This is a genomic window from Parafrankia soli (assembly GCF_001854695.1).
Taxonomy (GTDB): Bacteria; Actinomycetota; Actinomycetes; order Frankiales; family Frankiaceae; genus Parafrankia; species Parafrankia soli.
This window is the reverse complement of record NZ_MAXA01000128.1, coordinates 1-2,269: the sequence shown is the minus strand read 5'-3', so window position 1 is coordinate 2,269 and position 2,269 is coordinate 1. Positions and strand designations below refer to the sequence as shown.

Sequence of the window (2,269 nt, the reverse complement as noted above, 5' to 3'; positions counted from 1 at the left end):
ACCCACGGGCGGCGCACCACCGTGTAGGTCTCGACGGTGCCGCGGCCCGAGACCGGCCGGGACCCGATCGAACGGGAATAGCAGCCGGGGCAGATCCGCGCTGGCGGATGGAACAGCCGTTCACACACGGTGCACCCGCTGATCAGGAGCTGCCCGGCGGCCCCGCCGCACCAGAAATCGCGACTGTCGTCGTCGACCACGGGTACGGGCCTGTCCTCACCGGTCACCCGACCGCCACCTGTATGAGGGTGCTCCATAGGTCAGCGCTCCTACTCGTCGACGACGTGCGGGAATGGGCCGGTCGGTACGGGCCGGCGGCGTCGCACGCCGTTCTTGCGCACGGTGACGTCGCCGGTTGCCTGCGCTCGGCAGGCGAGCCGGAGCCGGGTGAGGTCACGGCGGTGTGCGCCGGGGAGTCGGTGTTCGAGGGCGTCTCGTTCGTCGTCGTCGGGGGGTGTCAGGTGTTCGATGCCGCTGAGTACCTCGAGGTGGCAGACCGTGCAGGTGGCCTGGCCGTGGCAGACGGTGGGCCAGTGGTACCCGAGTCGCCACGCGGCCTCGATGATCGTCTCTCCGGGTTCGAGTTCGAGGTCGGTGCCGATAGGGTCGACGTGTACCACCGGCCCTCGGGGCCGCCCCCTTCCTTTCGCGGTCATGTGTCCACCCGGTCCTCGGAGGYGGCCCGGGCGGCGTGTTTCATGCCGATGTAGGAGAACACGAAACTGTTGCCGATGCTGGCGCCCGCGCCGAGATAGGTGCGGCCCATCACCGACGCAGTGCAGTTCCCGGCGGCGTAGAGGCCGGGGATCGGGTCGTGGTTGGTGTCGAGCACGCGGGCGTGTTCGTCGCACAGGAGACCGCCGCTGGTGCCGACGTCGCCTGGGTAGAGTTCGACGGCGTAGAACGGCGCCTTCTCGACGGGTGCAAGCGACGCGTTCGGCTTATTGCCGTAGTCGCCCTGGTACTTTTCGTGGGCGCCTTCGCCGCGGTGGAATTCGGGGTCCGTGCCCCGTCTCGCGAAGGTGTTGAACCGGGTCACGGTGGTAGCCAGACCGACGGGGTCTATGCCGCATGCCCGCGCGAGCTCGTCGAGCGTGTCGGCTTTCTTCATGTAGCCGCTGGCGAGCCATTCCTCGGGGGTGTTGGGACGGAACGCGAACAGGTAGCGGGCCCGGTGGCGGGCGTCCATGACGAGCCAGCTCGGGATGGATTCGCCGTCTACGTTGTGGGCGTACATCTGCCGGCCGGCCTCCATGTAGGAGACGGCTTCGTTGAAGTACCGGCGTCCGGCCCGGTCGACGATGATCGAACCCGGTTTGCAGCGTTCGCCGTTGTGCATGCTCGGACGGCCGCCGGGCTGGATGGAAGCCGGGATCCACAGGGCCTCGTCCATGAAGTCGACGGCGGCGCCCAGGCGCATGGCGGCCTCGATCGCCTCACCGGTGTCACCCGGGTTGGCGCTGGTCCACGTTCCGTCGTTCGGCTGCCTCGAGTATCGCTTGCGCATCTCGGGGTTACGGCCGAAACCACCTGAGCTCAACAGCACGGCGTGACGGGCGCGGATCCGGATGGTGTGGCCGTCCCGGTCGGCGACGACGCCGACGACCCGGCCGTCCTCGGTGATCAGGTCGACCAGACCGGTGTTCGTCCAGATCGACGCCCCGGCGGCGAGTGCGGCCGTCAGGGTCTGGGCGATCAGTGCCCCGCCGTTGGCCAGCCGGGTCTGGCGCCGTAGCCGGCCGATGGCCGTGCGCACCCCGACGCGGGCGGCGGTGCGCATGGCTTTCGATCGCCGCTTGACCATCTGCAGTCCGGACGCCTCGCGGGTCATCACGACGATCCCGAGCGCGATCGTCATGCCCGGCATCAGCTTGTCGAACCACGGCCCGAGCTGTTTGCCGTCGGTCACCGCGGGTTCGAGGGAGCGCCCGCGGGCGCTGCCGCCGCGGACACCCGCCACCCCGGCGTAATAGTCGCTGTAGCCCTCGCACCGCTCGAACCGCATGCCCAGGTTCTGCAGGAAGCGGACCATGGCGGCGCCTTCGGTGACGTAGGCGACCCGACGCTGCTGCGACGACGCGGGACCGGCGTCTCCGACGACGGAGTCGAAGTATGCCAGCGCCTGTTCGAGGGAGTCGGGAACGTCGTCGGCCTGCATGAGCGGGTTGTCCGGCAGCCACAGGACGCCACCGGACATGGCCGTCGACCCGCCGATCATCGGCTGCTTCTCGATCACCAGCGTGTCCAGGCCGCTCGCCGCCGCGGCCAC

At 69.4% G+C, this 2,269-nt stretch carries 3 protein-coding genes; all 3 read right to left on the bottom strand.

The features are described 5' to 3' along the window. On the bottom strand, positions 1-227 hold a 227-nt coding region (locus BBK14_RS12660; protein ID WP_241831436.1), incomplete at its 3' end, for a Zn-ribbon domain-containing OB-fold protein. A gap of 42 nt (positions 228-269) precedes the next feature. Then, positions 270-620 carry a 2Fe-2S iron-sulfur cluster-binding protein gene (locus tag BBK14_RS12655; RefSeq protein ID WP_071062218.1) on the bottom strand — a complete coding sequence of 117 codons (351 nt, stop codon included), beginning with the start codon at positions 618-620 and terminating at the stop codon, positions 270-272. 32 nt (positions 621-652) lie between these two features. Then, on the bottom strand, positions 653-2,269 hold a 1,617-nt coding region (locus BBK14_RS12650), incomplete at its 5' end, for an FAD-binding protein (RefSeq protein WP_071062215.1).